Below are 21,070 nucleotides of genomic sequence, written 5' to 3' on the forward strand. Positions count from 1 at the left end.
CCTATCTCGTAATTGCATGATTCCCAGGAATTGCGAGCTAGTTCGATGGATACCCTCGTCAGCATGAATGTGTTTCGCTACGTCGTCGAAGTGGGCAGCTTCGTCGGCGCGGCCGAGCGCATGCAGATGTCGGCCGCGATGGCGAGCAAGCACGTGATGCATCTCGAGCAGCAGCTCGGCGCGCGGCTGCTGCATCGCACGACACGACGCGTCGCGCCGACCGAGGCGGGACGCGAATACTATGAGCGCCTCGTGCAGGCGCTGTCGGAACTCGACGAAGCCGGACAGGCGGTCGGCGCCGCGAGCGTCGTGCCGCAGGGCCGCCTGCGCGTGACGTCGCTGTCCGCGTTCGGATTGCGGCACGTGATGCAGGCCGTCACCGATTATGCGGGCCGGTTCCCGGACGTGACCGTCGACATGACGCTGTCCGATCGCGTGGTCGACCTGATCGAGGAAGGCTACGACGTCGCGGTGCGCGCGGCGCCGAACGGACTGAAATCGTCGTCGCTGGTTGCGCGGCAGATCGCGACCGCGCACATCCTGCTGGTCGCGTCGCCCGAGTATCTCGAGAAGCACGGCACGCCTCAGACGATTGCCGATCTCGCGCACCACAACTACCTGCGTCGCGATTCGAATTCGACGATGCTCGATTCGCTCGTGATCGACGCGGCCGCCGCGTCGCGCGTGAACCTGAACGGCAACCTGATCGTGAACCATCTCGAGGGGCTGCGCGCGGCCGTGCTCGCGGGCGCGGGCATCGCGCTGCTCGGCACCGAGGTGGTGGGCGACGACATCGAATCCGGCCGGCTCGTGCCGGTGCTGCTCGACGCCGTGCCGCCGCACGAGGCGCCGATCTATGCGGTGTACGCGAGCCGTCGCCACGTGTCCGCGAAGGTGCGCTCGTTCGTCGACTTCCTCGCCGCGCGTTTCGAAGGGCAGTCGCTATGCCCGTCGATCGAGTCGCGCCTGCGCGTGCTGCCGATCACGCGGATCAAGCGCGCGGGCTGACCGGCGCCGGCCGCCCGCGGGCGGACATCAAAAAAGCGCGAGCCTTGCGGTTCGCGCTTTTTTGTTTTGTCCGGCGTCATGCGCGGCGGTGGCGCAACCCGCCGCCGCTTGCGTCAGCGGGCGATGCCGAGCCGCGCCTTCGCTGCGTCGTACTCGCCCTTCAAGCGCTCGACGAGCGCGCCCACGCTCGGCAGGTCGTCCATCAGGCCGACGCCCTGGCCGGCACCCCAGATGTCCTTCCACGCCTTCGCCTTGTCCCCGCCGAAATTCATCTTCGACTTGTCCGATTCCGGCAGCGCTTCCGGATCGAGGCCCGCCTTCTCGATGCTCTCGCGGATGTAGTTGCCGTGCACGCCGGTGAACAGGTTCGTGTAGATGATGTCCGAGGATTTCGCGTTGACGATGGCACGCTTGTAGTCCTCGACCGCGTGCGCTTCCTGCGTTGCGATGAAGCGCGTGCCCATGTACGCGAAGTCGGCGCCCATCGCCTGCGCGGCGAGGATCGAGCCGCCGTTCGCGATGGAGCCGGACAGCACGATCGGGCCGTCGAACATCTTGCGCACTTCGCCGACGAGCGCGAACGGCGACGTCGTGCCCGCGTGGCCGCCGGCGCCGGCCGCGACGAGGATCAGCCCGTCGACGCCGGCTTCGAGCGCCTTCTGCGCGTGGCGCAGGTTGATCACGTCGTGCAGCACGATGCCGCCGTAGCCGTGCACCGCGTCGACGATCTCGCGCGCCGGCGCGCGCAGGCTCGTGATGAAGATCGGCACCTGGTGGTCGACGCACACGCGCACGTCATGCTCGAGCCGGACGTTCGACTGGTGGACGATCTGGTTGACCGCGATCGGGCCGATCACCGCGTCCGGGTGCTTCGCCTTGTGGTCGGCGAGCTCGGACTGGATCTGCGTGAGCCACTCGTCGAGCAGTTCGGCCGGACGGGCGTTGAGCGCGGGGAATGATCCGACGATACCCGCCTTGCATTGCGCGAGCACGAGTTCGGGGTAGCTGACGATGAACATCGGCGACGCGATGACGGGCAGCGTCAGGTTCTGCAGGACGGCGGGCAATGCCATGTGATGTCTCCAGTCTCGAGGGGCGGCCGGATCCGGCGCGATCGCGTCGGATCCGGCATCCATGCTTGGCGGTCGAACGGTGTTTCGAGTGTAGCGTTGCAGCGGCACATTCATATTAATACGAACGGTCGTGCGATTCTACGCGAGCTTAACAAACTGCGCGGCATGGCGACAATCGAGTGAGTGTTCTCTTTCTAGGCATTCGGGCATCTGGCGCGCGCAGCAGTCGGCCGGGCGCTCCTACAATAGCCGCCATAACAAACCAACGAGAAACAAACCATGTCGTTTGAGGCGTTTGCACCGTTTCGCGTGACGGTGCAGGACACCGACATCTTCGGTGTCAAAGGAGGCGCGGGGCCGCCGCTTCTGTTGCTGCACGGCCACCCGCAGACCCACATGATCTGGCATCGCGTCGCCGCGACGCTGGCGAATCACTTCACGGTGGTCGCGACCGACCTGCGCGGCTACGGCACGTCGGGCAAGCCGCCGAGCGACGCGCGGCATGCGCCGTATTCGAAACGCGCGATGGCGGCCGACCAGGTCGCCGTGATGCGGCATTTCGGCTTCGAGCAATTCCACGTCTGCGCGCACGATCGCGGCGCGCGCGTCGCGCACCGGCTCGCGCTCGATCATCCGGCGGCCGTCGAGCGGATGATGCTGCTCGACATCGCGCCGACGCTCGCGATGTACGAGCAGACCGACCGCGCGTTCGCGACCGCGTATTTCCACTGGTTCTTCCTGATCCAGCCGGCGCCGCTGCCCGAAACGCTGATCGAAGGCCGCACCGACGCGTACATCGAGCGCGTGATGGGCAACCGTTCCGCCGGGCTCGCGCCGTTCGCGCCGGAGGCGCTCGCCGCGTATCGTGCCGCGCTTGCCCAGCCGGGCGCCGTGCATGCGATGTGCGAGGACTACCGCGCGTCGGCGACGATCGATCTCGAACACGATCGCGCGGATCTCGAGCGCGGCAACAAGGTCGCGTGTCCGCTGCGCGTGCTGTGGGGCGAAAACGGGATCGTCGGCCGTTGCTTCGATCCGCTCGACGAATGGCGGCGCGTCGCGCGTGATGTCAGCGGCCGCGCGCTCGATTGCGGGCACTACATTCCGGAAGAGGCGCCCGTCGCGCTGATCGACGAGCTGCTCGCGTTCTTCGAGGCGCGCGACGCGGCCGCGTGAGCGGTGCCGGCCGCCGCGGGCAGGGCGGCGCTTGCTGCATATTGACGGTCGGCGGCGGCCGGCGACCGTCAGCGACCGTCAGCGGCGCGCGGCGTCGTCTTCGACGAGCGGCGGCAGGCGGCGCGGCACGGGCGTCGACTTCACGATCGCCGTGCTGGTTTCGGCGCGCTCCGTCACCTTCGACAGGATGTCGTCGAGGTGCTCGATCGTGCGCAGGTAGAGCCGGCAGATGAAGCAGTCCTCGCCGGTCACCTTGTCGCATTCGACGAATTCCGGAATCCGCCGCAATACTTCCTCGACGAGATGCAACTGCCCCGGCAGCGGCTTCACGCGGACGATCGCCTGCAGCGTGTAGCCGAGCGCGCGCGGGTCGAGCTCGACGGTGAAGCCCGCGATCACGCCCTGCGCTTCGAGCCGCCGCACGCGGTCGGCGGTCGCGGGCGCCGACAGCCCGATCTGTCGCGCCAGTTCGCTGGTGGCGATGCGCGCATCCTCGGCGAGCGCCGCGAGGATCGCGCGGTCGGTCGCGTCCAGTGACGCAACGGCGGGCGGGGAAAGGCGTTTCGACATGATCGCTTTTCTTTCGAAGGTGAATCGGTTGTTTCGCTTCAGTTTAGCCGTGGATGCACGGAAAGCAAGTTCCTAGAATCGAAGTCATCCCCTCTCGTCAAACGGAGTCCATGATGGCCTCGAACGAAATCCGCCGCGGTGCCGCCGAGATGGTCGTCGCGATGATGATGTCCGGCACGATCGGCTGGCTCGTGATGTCGTCGCAGCAACCGCTCACCAACGTCGTGTTCTTCCGCTGCCTGTTCGGCGCCGCGACGCTCGCGATCGTCTGCGCGGCGCTCGGCTTCCTGCGCCGCGCGCTGTTCTCGCCGCGCATGCTCGCGCTCGCGACGCTCGGCAGCGTCGCGATCGTCGCGAACTGGCTGCTGCTGTTCGCCGCCTATTCGCGCGCGTCGATCTCGATGGCGACCGCCGTCTACAACACGCAGCCGTTCATGCTCGTCGCGCTCGGCGCGATCGTGTTCCGCGAACGGATCAGCGCGTCGACGATCGCATGGCTCGCGCTCGCCTTCGTCGGGCTCGTGTGCGTGGTGCGTGTCGAGCCGGCCGTGCTCGCGGTGCCCGGCGAATATCTCGAAGGCGTCGCGCTGTCGCTCGGCGCGGCGTTCCTGTACGCGGTGTCGTCGATCGTCACGAAGCATCTGAAGGGCACGCCGCCGCACCTGCTCGCGCTGCTGCAGGCCGGCCTCGGCATCGTGCTGCTCGCGCCGTTCGCGCACTTCGGCACGTTGCCCGCGACGGCCGCGCAGTGGCTCGACCTCGTCGTGCTCGGCGTCGTGAACACCGGTCTGATGTATGTGCTGCTGTACGGCGCGATCCAGAAGCTGCCGGTCGCGATGACGGGCGCGCTGTCGTTCGTCTATCCGGTCGTCGCGATCATCGTCGATCGCGTCGCGTTCGGGCAGACGCTCGCGTGGACGCAGGTGCTCGGCGCGTTGCTGATCCTGCTCGCGGCGGCCGGCGTGAACCTCGGCTGGCGCATCGTGCCCGCGCGTCGCGCGGCGGTCGGGAACTGAAACGGTCGTGCGATTCGGTCGCTACGGCCTGCCGCTACGGTTCGCCGCTGCGGCTTGCCGGCAACGCCCGTCGGCGCCGCGTCCTGGAACGGGGATCGCGCGCGAAAAATGCTGTAAGAAGTTGTAGGGAAACACCCGATGCGACGCTGCAGCGTCGCTCGTATGATGCGGGCTGTGACGTTGATCACGTTCACAGGATTCCGATCTCATGCCGTTCGCCAGACAGGCCGAACGGCATTTTTTTATGCGCGACCCGTGAATGGCTTGTTCGGCATCGGATCGTTTTACGCGAGCGAATCGGGATCGATCCGGCCGCCCTCGATCACGAAGTGCGGGCCATCGACACTCGGGGCGAACAGTCGCCAGTCCTCTTCGTGGGCGATGCCGGCGGGCGTGATCGCAAGGCCGATCCCGCCGGACAACGTGATCCAGGCTTGCCCCGATTCGCCGCCAAGCACACGTTCAACGACCATCGGGCCCTGCTTGATCAACAACGCATCGAGTCGTTCCACCATGTTGCGCGCGTTGTCGTCGGACCCGGAAAGATCATTCCGGGTCGCGACGATATTGTTTGCTCGCCGGACTTGCCAATCGCATTGAATGTGCAGTGCCCAGGCTCCGACCCATTTCACCGTACCTTTTCGGGTGGTGGTCTGCCGCATCTGGCCGAACTGTATCGTAAGCATGTCGGCTGCGTGATTGATGCCGCCGATGTCGAGACCTTCGAGAACAGCGAGGTGCCGGGTGATCTGTTCGTGAATGCTGCTCATTAGCTCCCCCCAAACATGTCTTGTGCACGCTCGAGGATTTCATGATATCCGAGCCCTTCTCCGCTTATCTCTTCGTGCAGCAACCGTGCCTGACGCTTATTCAGATCCATCAATTTGACAACGGCCTTGAATTGCCTGTTTTGTGCTTGATTGTTGCCGGGCAGGCCATCGCTGCCCGCTAGTTGAAGGACTTCATTGACGATTGGTGCGTCGGATCCATATTCAAACGGTTGCGCACGAGTTAGCGCTCTCGCAATGCTGCCGTCTGGCAGCCTGTCTCCGGGATTCGCTCGCCATATTGCAATTCCATCGTCGGCGGGACGCCTCAGCCTCGTGCGGATGGGCAGGCCGAAACTGGCCGCTGTACGGGCCGGGCGCTTGAATAACTGGGATGGCGTAAATGTGACCGAGTACGACTGCCGCTCGTCATTGGCGCGACCGGGAGTTCCGGACGGGCGTGCCTGTTCGATGACCGCGACGACATCGCCGTTGCTCACTGCGCGTTGTAGCGCCTGTGCCAGTCGCCGCGGATCGGTACGATCGACATAATGGTCGGCGCGGCAATCCTGCAGAAACCTGCGAAGGGCCGCCAATTGCGCGGTATCGCGTGCCAGATCTCCCGCGCTGATTACCTGTACCCGATCCTTCCCGGCCTTTTCACCCGGTGAGCCTGTAGGGAAGCGCGAACGATATTCGCTACGACCGTAGAGCGAGCAGCGCTGGCCAACTCCCACTGAAAGTTCAAAGGACATGGACCCTCTCTGTGAAGAGGGTTCAAGCAACCACTGACGCTCGCTGTCAGCCCTCGTCGCAACTTACGGAGAGGGCAGATCGTAAGATGACCGCGCGCACAACCACGATTCACAGTGTCGGTCGAGCGGGCTGAAATCCGTTGTTGGGGGCCTGAAACACCGGCGCAGCGTGGCGGTGTCCGATTTTGCGAATGCGTTGCAGGGCTCGAACAAGGTTAGCGAGTGTCATGCACGTCAGGTGCGACTGCGGCGCAGACGGTTTCGATCCGGGAGCCACGCTTACGTCTGGGGATCTTTATGCGCCGCTCCGGGCGAGCAGGCGCCGCCGCGCGTCGAGGCGCGCGAGCAACGCGCGTCTCGCGTCGTCGTCCGACGCGCGCCATCCCTTGATCTCGTCGCGCGTGCGCAGGCAGCCGGCGCACCAGTCGGTGCGCGGGTCGATCCTGCAGACGTCGGTGCACGGCGACGCGACCGTGCCGACCGATACCGGCACGTCGCTCATGCTTCGTCGCGCAGCGCGACGTCGGCGACCGGCGCGCCCGTCAGCGACACGAGTTCCTGCGGCGACAGGTTGAACACCGCATGCGGATGGCCGGCGGCCGCCCACAGGCTGTCCAGCTCGAGCAGGTCGGCGTCGATCAGCGTGACCGGTTCGACGAGATGGCCGATCGGGCAGACGCCGCCGATCGCGTAGCCGGTGTTGTCGCGCACGAACTTCGCATCGGCGCGGCCGACCGCGCCGACCTGGGCGGCGACCTTCTTCTCGTCGACGCGGTTCACGCCGCTCGCGACGACGAGCACCGGCAGGCCGTCCGATTCGCGGCGAAACAGGATCGACTTCGCGATCTGCGCGACGGAGCAGCCCAGTCCGGCCGCAGCCTCGGCGGAGGTCTTGCCGGTTTCGGCGAGCATCACGATGCCATTCGCATGCCCGCGCTCGCGCAGCAGCAGCGCGACGCGTCGCGCGGAATCGGGGAGAGAGTCGAATGAAGCGGGTGTCGTCATGGGGGATCCGTGAATGTCGGGGTCAGACGCAGCTCGGCGTGTCGGCCGCGCTCTGCGCCTTGGCGAGCAGCGCGCGACCGGCGCGCGACACGTTCGCGCGGCCGATCGCGTTCGAGATGAAGTCGCCGGCGGCGACCACCTGCGCGAGGTCGATGCCGGTGTCGATGCCGAGGCCCTGCAGCAGGTACAGCACGTCCTCGGTCGCGACGTTGCCGGTCGCGCCCTTCGCGTACGGGCAGCCGCCGAGGCCGGCGACCGACGCGTGGAAGATCTCGATCCCTTCGAACAGCGCCGCGTAGATGTTCGCGAGCGCCTGGCCGTAGGTGTCGTGGAAGTGGCCCGACAGCCGTTCGCGCGGGAACACGCGCGTGACGGCCGAGAGCACTTCGCGCGTGCGTTTCGGCGTGCCGACGCCGATCGTGTCGGCGATGTCGATCTCGTCGCAGCCGAGCGCCGCGAAGCGTTCGACGACGTCGACGACCGAGGCGACCGGCACCTCGCCCTGGTACGGGCAGCCGAGCGTGCACGACACGCTGCCGCGCAGCCGCAGGCCGGCGTCCTTCGCGGCCTTCGCGACCGGTTCGAAGCGCGCGATGCTTTCCGCGATGCTGCAGTTGATGTTCCGCTGCGAGAACGCCTCGCTCGCCGCGCCGAAGATCACCACTTCGTCGGCGCGTGCGGCGAGCGCGTTCTCGAAGCCCTTCAGGTTCGGCGTGAGCACCGAATACACGGTGCCCGCGCGACGTTCGATGCCGGCCATGACTTCGGCGCCGTCGGCCATCTGCGGCACCCATTTCGGCGACACGAACGACGCGGCCTCGACGTTGCGGAAGCCGGCGCGCGACAGCCGGTCGACGAGCGCGATCTTCACGTCGGTCGGCACGAAGGTCTTTTCGTTCTGCAGCCCGTCGCGCGGGCCGACTTCGACGATCTTGACGGCGGTGGGGAACGTCATGGTTGTCTCCAATGTTGTATAGGGCGGAATTCAGTAGCCGCGTGCGTAGTCGACGATGCCGCCGACGCGCTCGCCGCGCTCGAGCGCGCGGATCTTGCGGGCGATCTGTTCGACGGCTTCGTCGCGCAGCGTCTCGGCCGAGCTGTGCGGCGTGATCGTGATGCGCGGTGCGTGCCAGAACGGATGATCGACCGGCAGCGGCTCGTGGTGGAACACGTCGAGCGTCGCGGCGGCGACCCGGCCGCTCGCGAGCGCGTCGAGCAGGTCGGCTTCGACGAGGTGCGCGCCGCGTGCGACGTTCACCAGATAGGCGCCCGGCGCGAGCCTGGCGAAGGTGCGCGCCGACAGGATCCCGTCGGTATCGTGCGTGCTCGGCAGCAGGTTCACGAGCACCTTCGCGCCGTCGATGCACGCGTCGAACGCGTCGTCGCCCGCGAAGGTCTCGACCCCGTCGAGCCGTTTCGGGCTGCGGCTGTAGCCGCGCACCGGCAGGCCGAGCGCGGCGAGCGCCTGCGCGACCTGCGCGCCGAGCACGCCGAGGCCGAGCACCGCCACGGTGAAGCTCGCGCGCGGATGCGGCTCGAGCACCTGCCAGCGGCGCTCGCGCTGCAGCGCCTCGTATTCGTCGAAGCGGCGCAGGTAGCGTAGCACCGCGTGCGTCACGTATTCGATCATCTGCCGCGCCATGCCCGAATCCTCGAGGCGCACCAGCGGCACGTCGCGCGGCAGCGTGCCGGGATGCGCGCGGTCGAGCGCGAGCAGCGCATCGACGCCCGCGCCGAGGTTGAAGATCGCGCGCAGGCCGTCGCGCGGCGCGAACAGCTCGCGCGGCGCGCGCCACACCAGCGCGTAGTCGGCGGCGGCCGTGTCGCCCGGCTGCCACGCGCGCAGCTCGGCGTCGGGCAACGCCTGCGCGATCGCGTCGCGCCATGCGTCGGCTTCCTGATGCGGCGAGTGGAACAGGATCTTCATGCGCTTACTTCGCGAACAGCTGGCCGATGTCGGCGAACGCCTTGAACTCGAGCGCATTGCCGCACGGATCGAGGAAGAACATCGTCGCCTGCTCGCCGACCTCGCCCTTGAAGCGGATATGCGGTTCGATCACGAAGCGCGTATCGGCGGCCTTCAGTTTGTCGGCGAGCGCATGCCATTCGTCCATCGACAGCACGACGCCGAAATGGCGCACGGGCACGTCGTCGCCGTCGACCGGATTCACCGCGCTGTTGCCGGTTTCGTCCGGCGCGAGGTGCGCGACGAGCTGGTGGCCGAAGAAATCGAAGTCGACCCAGTGCTCGGAGCTGCGCCCCTCGGGGCAGCCGAGCAGGCTGCCGTAGAACGCGCGCGCGCCGGCGAGGCTCGACACGGGGAAGGCGAGATGGAACGGGCGCAGCGCGCCGGCGGGCGTAGCGGACATCGGGGGTCTCCTGTCGATCGGAACCGGCGCGGCGGCGCGCGGCATCGATCCGATGCATGGCAAGCGGGAAGCCAACATTCTACGGTTTCGCGGCGCGTTGCGCCGCCGCGAGGCGGGCGGCCCGCACCGGCGGCCGTCCCGGCAGCCGTCCCGCGCACAAGCAAAGCACAAAATATTGGTTCGGCCGCCGCGCGCGCCACGCCACAATCGAACCTCGTCTCCAAGCAAAGCAAGCGAGGGCAATCATGCGCGCATGCAGCAAATCGGCGTGGCCGCCGCGGCTCGTGACCGTTCCTGGCCTGCACGGCAGCGAAGGCGCCCACTGGCAGACCTGGCTGGAGCGGCAGTTCCCGCGTTCCCTGCGGGTCGAACAGGCCGACTGGGACGCCCCCGATCTCGCGCGCTGGGCGCAGTCGGTGCGCGCGCTGCTCGACCGCGAGCGCGGCCCGTTCGTGCTGGCCGCGCACAGTTTCGGCTGCCTCGCGGCCGCGCACGCGCTCGCGCAACGGCCGCAGGCGGCCGATGTCGCGGGCGTGCTGCTCGTCGCACCGGCCAGTCCGCTGAAATTCACGTTCGCCGGGCCGTTCGACGCGCGCCGGCTCGCGGTGCCGTCGATCGTGATCGGCAGCGAGACCGATCCGTGGATGCCGCTCGCCGATGCGCGCACGCTCGCGCAGCGGCTCGGCAGCGCATTCGTGAACCTCGGCGACGCGGGGCACATCAATACCGCGGCCGGCTTCGGGCCGTGGCCGCGCGCGAAGTATTTCATCGACACGCTGGTGCATTGCGCGGCGCCGTTGCGCTTTCGCGACGCGGACGACGGCTTCGACGCCGCGCTCGTCGACCGCGCGCTCGCGCACGCGATCTGACACGCACGGGCACGCGCTGCGCGGCGAGTGCCGCGCACCGTCGTGCCGCCGTGCTTACGACGCGGCGACCGGCCGCACCGCGGCCGGATCCGAGTAGCTCGACCGGCCATTCTCGACGTGGCCCGCGAAGCGGCGCGAGAACGTGCCGTCCGCACCGTCGCTCACCGTCACGTCATACCAGTGGTGGCTCGACGCGAGCGCCCATTGCTCGACGTGTTCGTCGCCGCCGTGCAGCGTCACCTGGCGCGCGGGCGTGCCGTACGCGTTGTCGGTCAGCGTCAGCGTCACGTGACCCGCGCCATGGTTGCGCAGCTTCAGGTACAGGTTGCCGTTCGCGATGTCGTAGCCGGCCTTCACTTCCGGCTGCGCATGGTTGCGGCGGCGCGCGGTCGCGGCCGACACGTTGCCCGCGAACATCCGCACGAAGCCGTTCGGCCCGTACACCGAGAACGCATACGCGCCGTTCGTCTCCGTCAGGTCGAAGTCCGCGTGCAGCACGCGGCGCGCGCCGACCGTATAGCGCCACGGGCCGTCGGTGCGGTTCGACGCGTACACCTGGAAGTGCGCGCCCTGGTTGCCGCGGTTCGCGAACTCGATGCGCAGCGTGGTGCCGCCGTAGAGGCTCGCGTTCACATGCAGTTCGTACGGCAGCGCGCGTGCGGGGCGCACGCCGGGTTCCTGCGGATCGATCTGCGACGGCGTCGCGGGCACGGTCGGCGCCGGTTGCGACGTGCATTGCTGGTCGGCGATCGAGCGGTACTGGCTCGTATCGGGCAGCGTCGGGAACGTCGCGTCGGACGAGCGGAAGTCGAACGCGGCGGTGAGGTCGCCGCAGACGGTCCGGCGCCACGGCGTGATGTTCGGCTCGTCGACGCCGAAGCGCTCGCCGATGAAGCGGATCACCGACGTGTGGTCGAACACCTGCGAGCACACGAAGCCGCCCTTCGACCACGGCGACACGACCGTCATCGGCACGCGCGGCCCGAGGCCGTACGGCAGCCCGTCGGCCGTGTAGCTGCCGCCGCGGCCGGGATTCACGACCGTATGCAGCTCGCCGTCGGTCGTCACGGTCGATGCGCCCTGCGCGGCCGACGTCGGCGGCTGCGGCGGCACGACGTGATCGAAGAAGCCGTCGTTTTCGTCGTACATGATGAACAGCACGGTCTTCGCCCACACGTCCGGATTCGACGTCAGCGCGTCGAGGATCTGCGACGTGTAGTTCGCGCCGTACGCGGGCGTGTATTTCGGATGCTCGGAGAACACGGCGGGCGGCAGCAGCCACGACACCTGCGGCAGCCGGTCGTTGATCACGTCGTCCTTCAGGTTGTCGAGCGTGCGCACCGTCTGCGCGCGCTGGTACAGCGACGAGCCCGGCTTCGCGTTGATGAAGTTCGTGAAGTTCTGCAGGATGTTCGTGCCGTAGTTGCCGTTGTACGGATCGGCCCACGTGAGCCCCTGCTGGTAGATCTGCCACGACACGCCGCGCGCCTCGAGCCGTTCGGGGAAGGTCGTCCACGACAGCAGCTGGTACGCGGGCGGCAGGTCGCCGTCGACGTAGTCGGCGTTGTCGAGCAGCGGGCCGCCGAACTTGCCGGTCGGATCGACCGTGCCCGTCATCAGGTACGAACGGTTCGGGTGCGTCGGGCCGGGCAGCGAGCAGAAGTAGTTGTCGCAGACGGTGAACGCATCGGCGAGCGCGTAGTGGAACGGGATGTCCTCGCGCACGTGATAGCCCATCGTCATGTCGGTCTTGTTCGCGGGCCACTGGTCGTAGCGGCCGCCGTCGATCGCCGCGTGGGTCTTCGCCCACGAGTGGTCGAGCGCGCCGAGGCACTGCGCGCTGGTCGTCTTCGTGTCGAGCCGGAACGGCAGCACGGGTTTCGTCGGGTCTTCCTTCGACGGCTGGTACCACACCGGCTTGCCGTTCGGCAGCGGGATCGGGAAGCGGTCGTTGTAGCCGCGCACGCCGCGCAGGTGTCCGAAGTAATGGTCGAACGAGCGGTTCTCCTGCATGAACACGACGATGTGCTGGACATCGCGGATCGTGCCGGTACCGCGTGCGGCCGGAATCGCGAGCGCGCGGCGGATCGATTCGGGGAACGCGTTGAGCGCGACGGCCGCGCCCGCTGACTGTGCGACGGTATGCAGGAAACGGCGGCGGCTGGATGACGTCATGTTATTTCACCTCGGTTCTGCGATCGGGGGACGGGGACGGGAACGGCGGGATCAATGCGCCGACGAGGCGGCGACGCCGGATGCGCCCGTGTTCGTCGCGGGCTTGGCGTCGTCGTCATCGTCGGGCGGGTAGTGGACGACGGGCGGCGCGAGCGGTGCGGCATCGGAGGCGGCGTTCGCGCTTGCGTCGCTGTTGAATGCGCTCGCGGAGCCGGACGAGGCGCCGGCCTGTTGCGAGGCGTCGGCCGCGTGCGCGTCGTGCGGCGCATCGTCGCTGCAGGCGGCGACGAAGGTGGCGGCACATAGAACGACGACGAGGGCAACACGACGCATCACTTCTCTCCTGGCAGGCGGATCGGGAAACGTTTTCGAGTATGCCGATGCGATGCGACGATTCGGTGAATCGTTTGCGACCGGAGCATGATCGCGAATGGCTTTCGTCGAGCCGACTAAATGCTTTCGCATGCTTTGCCGCGCAGGCGGGGGCGGTGTTTCAGCGTCGCGGCGTGCGGCGCCGCACCTCGCTGCGCAGCCAGTCGAGCCACGTGCGGATCGCCGCTTCGTGCGGATGATCGGGGCGCCACACCACGTAGTGCGCATACACGTCGGTCACGCGCACCGTCGACACGCGCACGAGCGTGCCGGCCGCGAGTTCGGGTTCGATCAGCGAGCGGCGCGCGAGCGCGACGCCGCGTCCTTTCAGCGTCGCGTCGATCAAGGCATTCGCGTCGGTGAAGCGCGGCGCGCGCGCGGATTCGGTGAGGTCGAGCCGTGCGGCCTGGAGCCACGGTTCCCATGGTTGCGCGGGATGGCGCAGCAGCGTCGCGCGCACGAGATCGGCCGGCGCGCGCGGCGCGATGCCGTCGCGATTGCGGTACGCGGGGCTCGCGACCGGAAAGACCGTCTCGTTCATCAGCTTCTCGGCGACGACGCCCGGCCAGGTGCCGGGCCCGTAGCGCAGCGCGACGTCGATGCGGTCGCGCTTGCGCAGCGGCGCGAGCGCCGCATCCGGGTGCAGCACGATCGCGATGTGCGGATGCGCGGCCGCGAAGCGCGGCAGGCGCGGTGCGAGCCAGCGCTCGGCGACGCTCGGCAGCACGCTCACGTTCAGCGTGACGTCGCGGGTGCGCGGGCGGCCGCGCACGGCGAGCGCCGGCTCGAACGCGCGTTCGAGCACGCTCAGGCCCTGGCGCACCTGCAGCACGAGCGCATGCGCGGCATGGGTCGGCGTCGCGCCGTTGCGCTCACGCGTGAACAGCGGATGGCCGAGCTGCGCTTCGAGCGCACGGATGTGCTGGCTGACCGCGCCCTGCGTGAGCGCGAGTTCGTCGGCCGCGCGCGTGAAGCTCTGCAGCCGCACGGCGGCTTCGAACGCACGGAGTGTCTGCAGCGGGGGAAGGTGGATGCGTCGCATCACGCATTAGTAACACTCATGCCCGAGCACGACAATTCATCGTTTGCGGCGGCGGGCCGTGCGTTCCTACACTCGGTCCCGTCTTTCAACAGGCCCGCCGGGCAACACCATCATGAACGCATATCGTCTCTATCTTTCGCCGGGCGCGTGTTCGCTCGCCGCCCACATCGCACTCGAGGAAATAGGCGCGCCGTTCGACGTCGAGATCGTGTCCGTGCGCGAGCAGCAGAACCTCGACGCGCGCTATCTCGCGATCAACCCGAAGGCGCGGGTGCCCGTGCTCGCGATTCCGGGCGAGCCGCGCGTGTTGACCGAAACGCCCGCGATCCTCACGTATCTCGCGCGGCGCCATTCGGACGCGCAGTTGCTGCCGCTCGACGATCCGCTGCGCGAGGCACGCTGCCACGAATGGCTCGCCTGGCTGGTCGGTTGGGTGCACGGCGTCGGCTACGGCACGCTGTGGCGGCCGGGGCGTTTCATCGGCGATCCTGCGCTGCACGGTGCGATCAGCGCGCACGGGCGCGCGCTGATCGATGCCGCGAACGCAACGATCGAAGCCGCGCTCGCCGACGGCCGCACGTGGGCCGAGCCGGGCGGCCATTCGATCGTCGATCCGTTCCTGCTGGTGCTGTATCGATGGGGTGTCGCGATCGGGCTCGACATGACGCGGCATCCCGCGTGGACCGCGCATGCGCGGCGCGAGGCCGAGCGGCCGGCCGCGCGGCGCGCGCTGGCGCGCGAGGCGGCATGACGGTGCGCGGACGTCGCGGCGCGTGCGGTATGGGCGTGATGGACGGCGACGTCCGCGCGTTCCGGGCGATGACGCGCTATCGCGCAAACAGCGGGTAGGTCGCGCCGGCGATCAGCGCGGTCACGAGCCAGACCACGCTCCACGAACTGACGGCGAGCAGCGGCGGAATCGCGAGCGGGGTCGCGAACAGCCCGAGGTAGACGATCGTGTTCGCCATCCCGAGCGCGGTGCCTGCGTGGTTCGCGCCGGCGAGCGTCGCGAGTTCGGTATACGCGACGCCGTGCCAGGCCGACACGCAGATGCCGGCGAACACGAGAATCGCGACGATCGCGGCGAGCGGCACGTGCGGGCTGCCGGCGGTCGCGGCCGCGAGCAGCGCGAACGATCCGGCCGCGACGCAGACCGACCCGCGCAGGTACGCACGCCGGTTGCCGTGCCGGTCGGTATGGCGGCCGCTCCACACGCGCATCACCATGGCGCCGAGCTGCAGCGCGACCATCGCCGCGCTGATGCCGGCGAGGCCGAGCCGGCCGAAATCGTGCAGGAACACGGTCGCGAACGTGAGCACCGCGAACTGCGGCGCACAGAGCGCGCCGATGCCGAGCACGATGCGCCACACGCGGCCGCTGGCAAGCGGGCTGCGCGTGGGCGCGTCCGGCAGTTGTCGCGCGACGGGGCGGTGCGCGGCGGCCGGCGCGGCGGGTGGTTCGTGCAGCCAGCGCCACGTCAGCGCGGCCGACCCGGCGCACAGCAGCATCAGCGTGCCGTAGACCGCGGCGAAGCCGGCATGCGACGCGAGCGATGGCAGCAGCGCCGCGCCGCCGCCGCCGCCGAGCGGCACGGCAGTCTGCCGGATGCTCATCGCGAGCCCGCGTTCGCGCTCGCCGAACCAGCGCATCACCGCGCGTCCGCTCGATCCGTTCACGCTGCCGCCGAGCAGGCCGACGCAGCACATCGCCGCGACGACGCGCAGCAGCGGCGGCACCGCGTGCGCGGTCGGGACGATCGTGGCCACCATCAGCGCCAGCATCGCGGCGGTCGCGACGAGTCCGGTGAGCAGCACCCGGCGATCGCCGAAGCGGTCGGCGGCGATCCCCCACGGCAGCTCGGACAGCGCGACGCCGAAGCCCAGCGCACCGAGCACGAGGCCGAGCGCGCCGTTGTCGAGGTGGTAGGCCGAGCGCATCCACACGGCGGTGGTCGGAATGCCGGCCGCGGCGGCGGAAAAGCTCATGTTCGCGGCGACGCCGGCCGCGAGCACGCGCCAGCGATGGGCCGGGCCGCGCGTGTCGCGCGCGGGCGAGGACGGGGAAGCGAGGCAGGAGGTATCCATGGCGACAGGGCCCGTTTGGAAATTGACATCGCCAGTGTGGCGACCTACATTCATCCTGAAAATCGGAAAGTTTTTGATGAATCGTTCGATAAAACGGGATGATTGAGATGTCCGGACAAGACCCTGCCCATGGCGCGACGTCGCTCGCGGCACCCGACGCCACGCTGGCCCGGCCGAACTTCGACGTCGCGGCGTTGCGCAGCCTGGTCGCGGGCGTGGATCTCGGCAGCTTCGCGAAGGCCGCCGATCGCGTCGCGCGTTCGTCGTCGGCGGTGAGCGCGCAGATCCGCAAGCTCGAAGAGCAGGCCGGCACGCCGCTGTTCGTGAAGGCCGGGCGCGGGCTCGCGCTGACCGACGCCGGCGACGCGATGCTGCGCTATGCGCGGCGGATGATCGAGCTGAACGACGAAGCGGCCGCGGCCGTGCGCGGCGTGAATCTCGACGGCTGGGTGCGGGTCGGCCTGCAGGAGGACTTCGGCGAAGCGATCCTGCCCGACGTGCTCGGGCGTTTCGCGCGTGCGCATCCGAAGGTGAGGATCGAGGCGCGCGTCGCGCGCAACGCCGAGCTGCTCGAGCGGCTCGACGCGAACCAGCTTGATCTCGCGCTCGTGTGGGGCGACCCGGCGTCGGCGACGCTGGTGTCGCGCGCCGGCATCGACAGCGACGCGATCGCGCAGGTGCCGATGCAGTGGATTGCGGCAGTCGGCGCGGGCGGCTTCGGCATGGCCGACGGCGACGGACAGGGGGAGGCGGCGGACGACAGCGCCGCGCGACTTCGTGCGATCCGCGGATCGGGCGAGCCGCTGCCGCTCGTCGTATTCGACCGGCCGTGCCGCTTCTTCGGCGCGGCGACCGACGCGCTGGATCGCGCGGGCGTGCCGTGGCGCGTCGCGTTCACGACGCCGAGCCTGGCCGGGCTGTGGGCCGCGGCGGCGGCCGGCCTGGGGCTGACGGTGCGCTCGCACTACGGGCTGCCCGCGTCGGTGCGCGTGCTCGATGCGGCGTCGTGCGGGCTGCCGGCACTGCCGAGCCTGCCGCTGATGCTGCTGCGGCGGACGTCGTCGGCGACGCCGACCGTCGAGCGGCTCGCGCGGATCGTCACGCAGGCGGTGCGGGATGCGACGGCGGGGGAGGTGGGGGCGCTGGCGGCTTGATATCGATCGACACGCATGCGCATCGGCTGGAATTTTGACGGTCTGAAACGGTTTCGGGCGTGAAACCCTACGCTGCCGCGACAACGTGCGCCGACGCCTCCAGCGCTGCACACAGCCTGCCCAGTCTCTCCCGCAACCCCTCGCTCGCCGGCACGAACGGCAGCCGCAACCCGTCCTCGCACCACCCCTGCGCGGCCAGCACCGCCTTCACCGGCGCCGGATTCGGCTCCGCGAACAGCGCCGCGACGAGCGGCTGCAGCGCGACCGACAGCCGTCGCGCGTCGGCGAGCCGGCCGTCGCGCAGCAGCGCGTGGATGCGCACGTGCCATTCGGGCAGCACGTGCGCGCTGCTGGCGATCGCGCCATGCGCGCCGGCACACAGCGCGGCGAAGTTCTGGTTGTCGTCGCCGGAGAGGATCGCGAGCGGCGTGTCGTGCACGAGCCGGCTCATCCGGTCCAGCGTCCCGCCGCATTCCTTGATACCCGCGACGCGCGGATCGCGCGCGAGCGCCTGCAGCGTCTCCAGTTCGACGTTCACGCCGGTGCGGTACGGGATGTTGTAGACGAGGACGGGCAGGTCGGCCGCGTCGACGATCGCCTCGACGTGGCGGCGGATCCCGTCCTGCGTCGGCCGAACGTAGACGGGCGGCGTGACGAGCAGCCCGTCGGGCCGCAGCGCGGCGAGTTCGCGTGCGCGGGCGGCCGCGAAGTGCGTCGCGCTCGCGGTGAGTCCGACGACGATCGGCAGGTCGGGCACCGCATCGCGCAGCGTCGCGAACACGGCGTCCTGTTCGCGCGCGTCGAGCAGCACGCCTTCACCGGTCGTCGCGCCCGCGACGAAACCGGCGATGCCCGCCGCCGCATAGTGACGCGCGAGCCGCGCGAGCGCGCCGTGGTCGACCGCGCCGTCGTGGAACGGCGTGATGAGCGGCAGCCAGATACCTTCGAAACGTGTGTGCATGCAAAGCCTCATGGTGGAAACGGAGTGGGAAGGAACCGTTCCGCCGGCGGGGTGCCGGAGCGAGGCGTGCGAGCAAGGAGAATGAAACGACCTGCGGGCATCCCGTCCGGCATTCGCCTGACGGGACGCGACGTCCCCGTCAGTCGAGGAGTCGTTTTTTCAGTTTCAGCCCGGCCGCGCGCGCACCTGCCGCGATGGCGGCAAGGATCGACGAGGCGCGCAGGGCAGCGGACATGGATGAACCGTGAAAAGGGCTGAGCGGCGATCTTAACACCGGATCCGGCGCGTACGCGAGCGACGCGTGCCGTTTAGCAGGATTCGAGATTTGCTTTGCACGACAGATTGGAAAGCGCGTCGCGCCCCGCCGCTAGAATGCCCGCTTACGTTTCGATGACAGCGCGTACGCGTGCCGTCACGCACATTCACCACCACTGGAAACGGGGCATATCACGATGGCAAGCATCAAGGGGATCGGCCGCTGGCTGCACACGGGCACCGCGGCGGCGCTGGTCGTGGCGGCAACGGCCGCGCAGGCGGACACGTCGATCCTGAACGTGTCGTACGACGTCACGCGCGAGCTGTACAAGGACATCAACGCGAGCTTCGCCGCCGCCTACAAGCAGCAGACGGGCGAAACGGTGACGATCAAGCAGTCGCACGGCGCGTCGAGCGCGCAGGCGCTGTCGGTGCTGCAGGGGCTGCAGGCCGACGTCGTGACGATGAACCAGCCGAACGACATCGACCTGCTCGCCGAGCGCGGCCAGTTGTTGCCGAAGGACTGGCGCGCGCGCTTCCCCGACGCCAGCTCGCCGTACTCGACGACGATGGTGTTCCTCGTGCGCAAGGGCAACCCGAAGGCGATCAAGGACTGGAGCGATCTCGCGAAGCCGGGCGTGCAGGTGATCATCGCGAACCCGAAGACGTCGGGCAACGGCCGCTACGCGTATCTCGCCGCGTGGGGCTACCAGAAGCAGAAGGGCGCGACCGACCAGCAGGCGCTCGACTTCGAGAAGGCGGTGTTCCGCAACGTACCGGTGCTGGACTCGGGCGGCCGCGGCGCGACGACGACCTTCACGCAGCGCGGCATCGGCGACGTGCTCGTCACGTTCGAGAACGAAGTCGCGCTGATGGACACGGGTGCGTCGGGTGCCGAATTCGACGCCGTGTACCCGTCGGCGAGCATCCTCGCGGAGCCGCCCGTCGCGGTCGTCGACAAGGTTGCCGACAAGAAGGGCACGCGCAAGGTCGCGCAGGCGTATCTCGACTACCTGTACACGCCGCAGGCGCAGGAGATCATCGCGCAGCACCATCTGCGCCCGCGCGACGCGAACGTGCTGAAGAAGCATGCGGCCGAGTTCAAGCCGCTGAAGACGTTCAGCGTCGAGCAGGTTTTCGGCAGCTGGGCGAACGCGCAGAAGACCCACTTCGCCGACGGCGGCACGTTCGACCGCGTGATCGTCGACCGCAAGTAAGCACCTCGCACCTCGCACGCCGCACGCCGCGCGCCGCGCGCGTGCGCGCAGGATCACCGCGAAGCCGGCCGCCCATGCGGCCGGTTTTTTTCGTGCCGCACGCGCGGGCCTGCTCCGCATTGCCGCGCATTCCCGGCCGCCGCCTTCGCGTGCTACGCTCATCGCCTCCTTGCTCCAGGCCTCGCGCGATGAACGTCGATTCGTCCTCCCCAGCCTCCCGCGGCCGTGGCCGCAAGATCTGGTCGGGCACCCGCCCCGTGATCGCGTACGGGATGCCGCCGCTCGGCTGGCGCGACCTCTATCACCGTGCACTGACGGTGAGCTGGCCCGTATTCTTCCTGTCGCTCGCGCTGCTGTTCCTGCTGCTCAACGGCGGCTTCGCGACGCTCTACCTGCTCGGCCGCGCACCGATCGCGAACCAGTCGCCGGCCGGGTTCGCCGGCGCGTTCTTCTTCAGCGTCGAGACGCTCGCGACGGTCGGCTACGGCGACATGCATCCGCAGACCGTCTACGCGCACCTCGTCGCGACCTTCGAGATCTTCATCGGGATGTCGGGCATCGCGCTGGCGACCGGCCTCGTGTTCGCACGGTTTTCCCGGCCGCAGGCGAAGATCCTGTTTGCGCGTTACGCGATCGTGCGCCCGCTGAACGGGCGGATGACGCTGATGGTGCGTGCCGCCAATGCGCGCCAGAACGTGATCGCCGAAGCACAGGCGAAGCTGCGGCTGATGCGCGTGGAAGGCACGCACGAGGGCTATACGCTGCGCAAGATCCACGACCTGTCGCTCGTGCGCAGCGAGCATCCGATCTTCCTGCTCGGCTGGAACCTGATGCACGTGATCGACGAAACGAGCCCGCTGTTCGGCGAGACGGCCGAGTCGCTGGCCGCGCGCGACGCGTCGCTGCTGATCACGATCGAGGGCTCCGACGAGACGACCGCGCAGGTCATGCAGGCGCGCTACTCGTGGGAGCATGCGGACATCCGCTGGCGTCACCGCTATGTCGACCTGATGCACGACGAAGGCGGGATCACGCACATCGACTACACGCATTTTCACGAGGTCGTGCCGGTCGACGCCGATACCGACGAACGCGGTTCGCCGGGCGTGGTGGTCGAGGCCGGCGCGGCGGGGCAGGCGCCCGGGCCGGCTGCGTGACGTTGGCGGGCGGCGCGAACCGGCGCAGGCATTCGGGGGCGACGG

The 21,070-nt window shown here is 68.8% G+C and carries 22 protein-coding genes; 8 read left to right on the forward strand and 14 right to left on the reverse strand.

Features of this window, described 5'->3' with window-relative positions; all coding sequences use genetic code 11:
• Positions 1–45: 45 nt before the first annotated feature.
• Positions 46–1,008: a LysR family transcriptional regulator gene (locus U5771_RS06195; RefSeq protein ID WP_098550411.1), complete on the forward strand. Its 963-nt coding sequence runs from the start codon at positions 46–48 to the stop codon at positions 1,006–1,008.
• Positions 1,009–1,121: 113 nt separating this feature from the next.
• On the opposite strand, the gene U5771_RS06200 is transcribed toward U5771_RS06195, so the two are convergent.
• Positions 1,122–2,081, reverse strand: a complete 960-nt coding sequence (locus U5771_RS06200) for a nitronate monooxygenase family protein (protein ID WP_322023168.1) — start codon at positions 2,079–2,081, stop codon at positions 1,122–1,124.
• A 279-nt stretch (positions 2,082–2,360) separates the two neighbouring features.
• Here U5771_RS06200 and U5771_RS06205 point away from each other — a divergent pair, with 279 nt between their 5' ends.
• Positions 2,361–3,257 carry an alpha/beta hydrolase gene (locus U5771_RS06205; RefSeq protein ID WP_322023169.1) on the forward strand — a complete coding sequence of 299 codons (897 nt, stop codon included), beginning with the start codon at positions 2,361–2,363 and terminating at the stop codon, positions 3,255–3,257.
• Between the two features lie 78 nt (positions 3,258–3,335).
• On the opposite strand, the gene U5771_RS06210 is transcribed toward U5771_RS06205, so the two are convergent.
• Complete coding sequence (locus U5771_RS06210) at positions 3,336–3,827, reverse strand: Lrp/AsnC family transcriptional regulator (protein WP_034177375.1); 492 nt, start codon at positions 3,825–3,827, stop codon at positions 3,336–3,338.
• Positions 3,828–3,940: 113 nt separating this feature from the next.
• Between U5771_RS06210 and U5771_RS06215 the strand changes: the two genes are divergently transcribed.
• Positions 3,941–4,843: a DMT family transporter gene (locus tag U5771_RS06215; RefSeq protein ID WP_322023170.1), complete on the forward strand. Its 903-nt coding sequence runs from the start codon at positions 3,941–3,943 to the stop codon at positions 4,841–4,843.
• 284 nt (positions 4,844–5,127) lie between these two features.
• Here U5771_RS06215 and U5771_RS06220 read toward each other — a convergent pair whose 3' ends face one another.
• The 7 genes from U5771_RS06220 to U5771_RS06250 all read right to left on the reverse strand — a co-directional run bounded on the left by U5771_RS06220 (position 5,128) and on the right by U5771_RS06250 (position 9,739).
• Positions 5,128–5,613 carry a hypothetical protein gene (locus U5771_RS06220; RefSeq protein ID WP_322023171.1) on the reverse strand — a complete coding sequence of 162 codons (486 nt, stop codon included), beginning with the start codon at positions 5,611–5,613 and terminating at the stop codon, positions 5,128–5,130.
• Positions 5,613–6,365, reverse strand: coding sequence for a hypothetical protein (locus U5771_RS06225; RefSeq protein WP_322023172.1), 753 nt, complete (start codon positions 6,363–6,365; stop codon positions 5,613–5,615). The genes U5771_RS06220 and U5771_RS06225 overlap by 1 nt, the downstream gene beginning before the upstream one ends.
• A 295-nt stretch (positions 6,366–6,660) precedes the next feature.
• Positions 6,661–6,867 carry a DUF1289 domain-containing protein gene (locus tag U5771_RS06230; RefSeq protein ID WP_322023173.1) on the reverse strand — a complete coding sequence of 69 codons (207 nt, stop codon included), beginning with the start codon at positions 6,865–6,867 and terminating at the stop codon, positions 6,661–6,663.
• Positions 6,864–7,370 carry a YbaK/EbsC family protein gene (locus U5771_RS06235; protein ID WP_322023174.1) on the reverse strand — a complete coding sequence of 169 codons (507 nt, stop codon included), beginning with the start codon at positions 7,368–7,370 and terminating at the stop codon, positions 6,864–6,866. Before U5771_RS06235 ends, U5771_RS06230 begins: the two co-directional genes overlap by 4 nt.
• Positions 7,371–7,392: 22 nt before the next feature.
• The gene (locus tag U5771_RS06240) at positions 7,393–8,325 is read right to left on the reverse strand and encodes a hydroxymethylglutaryl-CoA lyase (protein WP_322023175.1); all 933 of its coding nucleotides are present in this window, start codon (positions 8,323–8,325) and stop codon (positions 7,393–7,395) included.
• 30 nt (positions 8,326–8,355) lie between these two features.
• Positions 8,356–9,297 (reverse strand): glyoxylate/hydroxypyruvate reductase A, encoded by a 942-nt coding sequence (locus U5771_RS06245; RefSeq protein ID WP_322023176.1) that lies wholly within the window; start codon positions 9,295–9,297, stop codon positions 8,356–8,358.
• Positions 9,298–9,301: 4 nt separating this feature from the next.
• Positions 9,302–9,739 (reverse strand): VOC family protein, encoded by a 438-nt coding sequence (locus tag U5771_RS06250; RefSeq protein WP_322023177.1) that lies wholly within the window; start codon positions 9,737–9,739, stop codon positions 9,302–9,304.
• Between the two features lie 245 nt (positions 9,740–9,984).
• Here U5771_RS06250 and U5771_RS06255 point away from each other — a divergent pair, with 245 nt between their 5' ends.
• Positions 9,985–10,608, forward strand: a complete 624-nt coding sequence (locus U5771_RS06255; protein ID WP_322023178.1) for an alpha/beta hydrolase — start codon at positions 9,985–9,987, stop codon at positions 10,606–10,608.
• A gap of 54 nt (positions 10,609–10,662) precedes the next feature.
• Here the strand turns inward: U5771_RS06255 and U5771_RS06260 are convergent, their stop codons facing one another.
• From U5771_RS06260 to U5771_RS06270, 3 genes are all read right to left on the reverse strand, one after another.
• The gene (locus U5771_RS06260) at positions 10,663–12,783 is read right to left on the reverse strand and encodes a phosphocholine-specific phospholipase C (RefSeq protein ID WP_322023179.1); all 2,121 of its coding nucleotides are present in this window, start codon (positions 12,781–12,783) and stop codon (positions 10,663–10,665) included.
• Positions 12,784–12,834: 51 nt separating this feature from the next.
• Positions 12,835–13,116, reverse strand: coding sequence for a hypothetical protein (locus U5771_RS06265; protein WP_322023180.1), 282 nt, complete (start codon positions 13,114–13,116; stop codon positions 12,835–12,837).
• A gap of 160 nt (positions 13,117–13,276) precedes the next feature.
• A complete protein-coding gene (locus U5771_RS06270) occupies positions 13,277–14,197 on the reverse strand; it encodes a LysR substrate-binding domain-containing protein (protein ID WP_322023319.1) in 921 nt (306 codons plus the stop codon).
• Between the two features lie 112 nt (positions 14,198–14,309).
• Here U5771_RS06270 and U5771_RS06275 point away from each other — a divergent pair, with 112 nt between their 5' ends.
• Entirely contained in the window at positions 14,310–14,948 is a 639-nt protein-coding gene (locus U5771_RS06275) for a glutathione S-transferase (RefSeq protein WP_322023181.1), read from the forward strand.
• A gap of 76 nt (positions 14,949–15,024) precedes the next feature.
• Here U5771_RS06275 and U5771_RS06280 read toward each other — a convergent pair whose 3' ends face one another.
• On the reverse strand, positions 15,025–16,281 hold the full coding sequence (locus U5771_RS06280; RefSeq protein WP_322023182.1) for an MFS transporter: 1,257 nt from the start codon (positions 16,279–16,281) through the stop codon (positions 15,025–15,027).
• 107 nt (positions 16,282–16,388) lie between these two features.
• Between U5771_RS06280 and U5771_RS06285 the strand changes: the two genes are divergently transcribed.
• Positions 16,389–17,435, forward strand: coding sequence for a LysR substrate-binding domain-containing protein (locus tag U5771_RS06285; RefSeq protein ID WP_322023183.1), 1,047 nt, complete (start codon positions 16,389–16,391; stop codon positions 17,433–17,435).
• Between the two features lie 67 nt (positions 17,436–17,502).
• On the opposite strand, the gene dapA is transcribed toward U5771_RS06285, so the two are convergent.
• A complete protein-coding gene (gene dapA, locus U5771_RS06290; protein WP_322023184.1) occupies positions 17,503–18,396 on the reverse strand; it encodes a 4-hydroxy-tetrahydrodipicolinate synthase in 894 nt (297 codons plus the stop codon).
• A 452-nt stretch (positions 18,397–18,848) separates the two neighbouring features.
• Between dapA and U5771_RS06295 the strand changes: the two genes are divergently transcribed.
• Positions 18,849–19,868, forward strand: a complete 1,020-nt coding sequence (locus tag U5771_RS06295) for a sulfate ABC transporter substrate-binding protein (protein ID WP_322023185.1) — start codon at positions 18,849–18,851, stop codon at positions 19,866–19,868.
• 188 nt (positions 19,869–20,056) lie between these two features.
• On the forward strand, positions 20,057–21,025 hold the full coding sequence (locus tag U5771_RS06300) for an ion channel (RefSeq protein ID WP_322023186.1): 969 nt from the start codon (positions 20,057–20,059) through the stop codon (positions 21,023–21,025).
• Positions 21,026–21,070: the final 45 nt, after the last annotated feature.

This window comes from Burkholderia sp. BCC1977 (assembly GCF_905339595.1).
In the GTDB taxonomy this organism is placed as follows: Bacteria; Pseudomonadota; Gammaproteobacteria; order Burkholderiales; family Burkholderiaceae; genus Burkholderia.

What these genes read in the sequence shown, in the direction of transcription:
- U5771_RS06235 (WP_322023174.1), bottom strand. Translation starts at nt 7,370, where the DNA reads ATGACGACACCCGCTTCATTCGACTCTCTCCCCGATTCCGCGCGACGC.
- U5771_RS06255 (WP_322023178.1), top strand. Translation starts at nt 9,985, where the DNA reads ATGCGCGCATGCAGCAAATCGGCGTGGCCGCCGCGGCTCGTGACCGTT.
- U5771_RS06300 (WP_322023186.1), top strand. Translation starts at nt 20,057, where the DNA reads ATGAACGTCGATTCGTCCTCCCCAGCCTCCCGCGGCCGTGGCCGCAAG.
- U5771_RS06295 (WP_322023185.1), top strand. Translation starts at nt 18,849, where the DNA reads ATGGCAAGCATCAAGGGGATCGGCCGCTGGCTGCACACGGGCACCGCG.
- U5771_RS06260 (WP_322023179.1), bottom strand. Translation starts at nt 12,783, where the DNA reads ATGACGTCATCCAGCCGCCGCCGTTTCCTGCATACCGTCGCACAGTCA.
- U5771_RS06285 (WP_322023183.1), top strand. Translation starts at nt 16,389, where the DNA reads ATGTCCGGACAAGACCCTGCCCATGGCGCGACGTCGCTCGCGGCACCC.
- dapA (WP_322023184.1), bottom strand. Translation starts at nt 18,396, where the DNA reads ATGCACACACGTTTCGAAGGTATCTGGCTGCCGCTCATCACGCCGTTC.
- U5771_RS06225 (WP_322023172.1), bottom strand. Translation starts at nt 6,365, where the DNA reads ATGTCCTTTGAACTTTCAGTGGGAGTTGGCCAGCGCTGCTCGCTCTAC.
- U5771_RS06250 (WP_322023177.1), bottom strand. Translation starts at nt 9,739, where the DNA reads ATGTCCGCTACGCCCGCCGGCGCGCTGCGCCCGTTCCATCTCGCCTTC.
- U5771_RS06230 (WP_322023173.1), bottom strand. Translation starts at nt 6,867, where the DNA reads ATGAGCGACGTGCCGGTATCGGTCGGCACGGTCGCGTCGCCGTGCACC.
- U5771_RS06215 (WP_322023170.1), top strand. Translation starts at nt 3,941, where the DNA reads ATGGCCTCGAACGAAATCCGCCGCGGTGCCGCCGAGATGGTCGTCGCG.
- U5771_RS06245 (WP_322023176.1), bottom strand. Translation starts at nt 9,297, where the DNA reads ATGAAGATCCTGTTCCACTCGCCGCATCAGGAAGCCGACGCATGGCGC.
- U5771_RS06240 (WP_322023175.1), bottom strand. Translation starts at nt 8,325, where the DNA reads ATGACGTTCCCCACCGCCGTCAAGATCGTCGAAGTCGGCCCGCGCGAC.
- U5771_RS06275 (WP_322023181.1), top strand. Translation starts at nt 14,310, where the DNA reads ATGAACGCATATCGTCTCTATCTTTCGCCGGGCGCGTGTTCGCTCGCC.
- U5771_RS06195 (WP_098550411.1), top strand. Translation starts at nt 46, where the DNA reads ATGGATACCCTCGTCAGCATGAATGTGTTTCGCTACGTCGTCGAAGTG.
- U5771_RS06270 (WP_322023319.1), bottom strand. Translation starts at nt 14,197, where the DNA reads ATGCGACGCATCCACCTTCCCCCGCTGCAGACACTCCGTGCGTTCGAA.
- U5771_RS06200 (WP_322023168.1), bottom strand. Translation starts at nt 2,081, where the DNA reads ATGGCATTGCCCGCCGTCCTGCAGAACCTGACGCTGCCCGTCATCGCG.
- U5771_RS06280 (WP_322023182.1), bottom strand. Translation starts at nt 16,281, where the DNA reads ATGGATACCTCCTGCCTCGCTTCCCCGTCCTCGCCCGCGCGCGACACG.
- U5771_RS06220 (WP_322023171.1), bottom strand. Translation starts at nt 5,613, where the DNA reads ATGAGCAGCATTCACGAACAGATCACCCGGCACCTCGCTGTTCTCGAA.
- U5771_RS06205 (WP_322023169.1), top strand. Translation starts at nt 2,361, where the DNA reads ATGTCGTTTGAGGCGTTTGCACCGTTTCGCGTGACGGTGCAGGACACC.
- U5771_RS06265 (WP_322023180.1), bottom strand. Translation starts at nt 13,116, where the DNA reads ATGCGTCGTGTTGCCCTCGTCGTCGTTCTATGTGCCGCCACCTTCGTC.
- U5771_RS06210 (WP_034177375.1), bottom strand. Translation starts at nt 3,827, where the DNA reads ATGTCGAAACGCCTTTCCCCGCCCGCCGTTGCGTCACTGGACGCGACC.